This is a genomic window from Terriglobus sp. YAF25 (assembly GCF_052113305.1).
In the GTDB taxonomy this organism is placed as follows: Bacteria; Acidobacteriota; Terriglobia; order Terriglobales; family Acidobacteriaceae; genus Terriglobus.
This window is the reverse complement of sequence record NZ_JBFRCY010000867.1, coordinates 1-2,688: the sequence shown is the minus strand read 5'-3', so window position 1 is coordinate 2,688 and position 2,688 is coordinate 1. Positions and strand designations below refer to the sequence as shown.

Here is a 2,688-nt window from a genome sequence, read left to right as displayed (position 1 = left end):
TTGCTCACCCGCAGCGAACGTTTCCGTTCCCACGTGTACGAGGCGCGCCTGCCTAAGCAGGAGACGCAACAGCGGCTTGCGGGCAATCTGCTGAACCGTGCCTTTGAAGGCTCGGCTTCTCACCTGGTGCTGGGTGCTCTCTCTTCCAAGCCGGTCTCCGCGAAGGAACTCGCTGAGATCCGGCGCATCCTCGACGACTTTGAAAGGGGATCGAAATGACTACCGGCCAATATCTTGCTCATGTCTTCGGATGGACGCTGCTTCATTTCTGCTGGCAGGGAACGCTGATCGCGCTTCTGTTGGCCTGTGTCCTCGCGTTGCTCTCGAAGCATTCCCCGCAGCTTCGTTATGGTGTTTGCTGCGCGGCGCTCGCACTGAATCTTGTCACGCTTGCGTTTACATTCGAACGCGTCGCTGTGAATGACGCGGGTCGCCTGCGGCATGCCGTCATAAATGCAAATGGATTGTTCGGAGGCGCGCCGGAGGATCTGATCCAGGTTACCCCATCGCGGTTGGATGAGCTCGAACAGGCGCTTGATCATTCGTTGCCGGCAGTTGTCATGGTGTGGAGCCTCGGCTTTGCGCTCTGTCTCGCTCGTCTGAGCCTGGGACTTGCCGCAGCGAGACGTCTGAGGCTGACCGGGACGATGCCGGCATCCACGGAAGAGACGCATCTATTTCTTGCTCTCCGCGAACGTATCGGCATCGATCGTTCCGTCGGGCTACTTCGTTCGGTCGCGGTGCAGGCGCCGGCAGTCGTGGGTTGGCTACGTCCCGTCGTCCTGATTCCGGTGGGGGCGCTGGCCGGTCTCTCTCAGCTGCAGGTGGAGGCGATTTTTGCGCATGAGCTGGCGCATATTCGCCGTCACGACTATCTGGTCGGAATCCTGCAATCCATTGCTGAATCGCTGCTTTTCTATCATCCGGCCGTCTGGTGGATCTCGCACCACATCCGCAAAGAGCGTGAGCTCTGCTGCGACGATCTTGCGGTCTCCTGGACCGGCGATCCGGTCCTCTATGCACACGCGCTCTTTCAGCTTGCAGCACAGCGCTCCAATTCACCTGCAATCACACTCAGTGCCAACGGAGGCTCTCTCACGATGCGTATCCGCCGTCTGCTCAACCAAAACAACCCGCCTGCTGTTCAACCCTTTGCCGCACTCTCTGTGCTCGCACTCGCGTTTGTTGTAGCGGGTGTCTGCTTCAGCAGCGCACAAGCTCAGCACTCACCCACGGCAGTCGATCGGCTGAACATGATCCACGCCATCACCGGTGTGCATTCTGTCATCGACACTGCCTCCAAAGAGAGCAGCGATCTGATGGTTGCAAAGGTCGCTCAGCCCGCACAGCCGCTGCTTCCTACCGCTGACTTATCGATGCTCGCTGTGGCTGATCAGAAGGAACAGGAAAGGGCATGGCTTTGACGAGAAGGCAATCGAAGCGGTCCGCAAATACAAGTTTCAGCCGGCAACAAGGTACGGCCTTCCAACGGTAGCCGAGCTGAGGGTGGCAGTGGACTTCCGATCCTACTAGAGTATTTTCCTTGTAGGTGTGGGCGTTTTTCGCAATGGAAACGCCGCTTCACGCCTCTTCCGGAATACCCGGTACCAGGGAAAATGCTTAGAAATCCTCTTGGCTTCGGGACGGCTTGTGCCGTCCCCTTTTCTTCTACCGCCAGTTAGTCTAAAAGAGCAGAATTTTTCCTTGAGAGCCGCCTCCATGCTCGGCCATGCGATGTGCTTCGGCTGTCTCGGTGAGTGGCAGTTCGGTACGGATAGGAAGTCGAAACTTCCCATCTCGAACGTCGTCAGCGAACTCCCGTACCTTGGATGGATCGGGAACGGCCATCATGGCATTGACGGTAATGGCTGGAAACTGTTGCGCATTTTTCGGCGGACCGACGACACTGCCGTACATCCCGCCACTTTTTATCTTTGCGATCAGCTTTGTGGCGACGTCTCCGCCAATGGTGTCGGCCACTGCATCGAGCGGCGGCAGGTTCCTGAGTGCGTTTTCATCATCGAGAGCGACGACACCGTTTGCGTTCAATCCCAGAGCCGCTTCGATCTGAACCTTGCGCACGCCTGCAAGAACGGTTGCTCCTGCCTTCCGGGCAGAGTGAATCGCGGCGCGTCCAACACTGCCAAGGGCGCCGGTGACGAGCACTGTTTTTCCGGCATGAATCTTTGCCGCACGACGGACCAACTGGTCTCCGGTGAGTGAGACTAACGGCAACGCCGCTGCCGCAACCGGGTCGACTCCATCGGGCAGGTGAGTCACATCATTTGCCTTAACGATGACCAACTCGGCATAGGTGTGCCAGGCTATCGCCAGCACCTTCTGGCCGGGTTCGAACTGTGTCACTCCCGGTCCAGTCGACTCGACGATTCCACTGAGATCTCGCCCCAGAATGGCAGGGAACTCCAGCGGGAAACGCTCTTTTGCTGCACCGCTTCGCATCTTGTAGTCGATTGGATTGACGCTGGTGGCGAGCAGTCGAACCAGAATCTCGCCTTCTCCGGGCACCGGATCAGGAACTTCCTCCAGAACAAGTTCCTCGGGACCGCCATACTTATGAATGCATACTGCCTGCATGTCGGCTGTTCTCCTTTCGATCGAATCGATGTTGTCGTACAAGTGCCAAAGATATAGAGCATTTTCCCTGTTGCCGGGTAGCCCGAAAAGGGG

3 protein-coding genes are annotated in these 2,688 nt (G+C 57.7%); 2 read left to right on the top strand and 1 reads right to left on the bottom strand.

The genetic code is table 11. The features are described 5' to 3' along the window. On the top strand, nt 1–219 hold a 219-nt coding region (locus tag AB4043_RS24640), incomplete at its 5' end, for a BlaI/MecI/CopY family transcriptional regulator (protein WP_442308411.1). Further along, nucleotides 216–1,424: a M56 family metallopeptidase gene (locus tag AB4043_RS24635; protein ID WP_442308410.1), complete on the top strand. Its 1,209-nt coding sequence runs from the start codon at nt 216–218 to the stop codon at nt 1,422–1,424. The genes AB4043_RS24640 and AB4043_RS24635, both read left to right, overlap by 4 nt. A gap of 259 nt (nt 1,425–1,683) precedes the next feature. On the opposite strand, the gene AB4043_RS24630 is transcribed toward AB4043_RS24635, so the two are convergent. After that, nucleotides 1,684–2,595: an NADP-dependent oxidoreductase gene (locus tag AB4043_RS24630; protein WP_442300710.1), complete on the bottom strand. Its 912-nt coding sequence runs from the start codon at nt 2,593–2,595 to the stop codon at nt 1,684–1,686. Nucleotides 2,596–2,688 lie beyond the last annotated feature (93 nt).

What these genes read in the sequence shown, in the direction of transcription:
- AB4043_RS24630 (WP_442300710.1), bottom strand. Translation starts at nt 2,595, where the DNA reads ATGCAGGCAGTATGCATTCATAAGTATGGCGGTCCCGAGGAACTTGTT.
- AB4043_RS24635 (WP_442308410.1), top strand. Translation starts at nt 216, where the DNA reads ATGACTACCGGCCAATATCTTGCTCATGTCTTCGGATGGACGCTGCTT.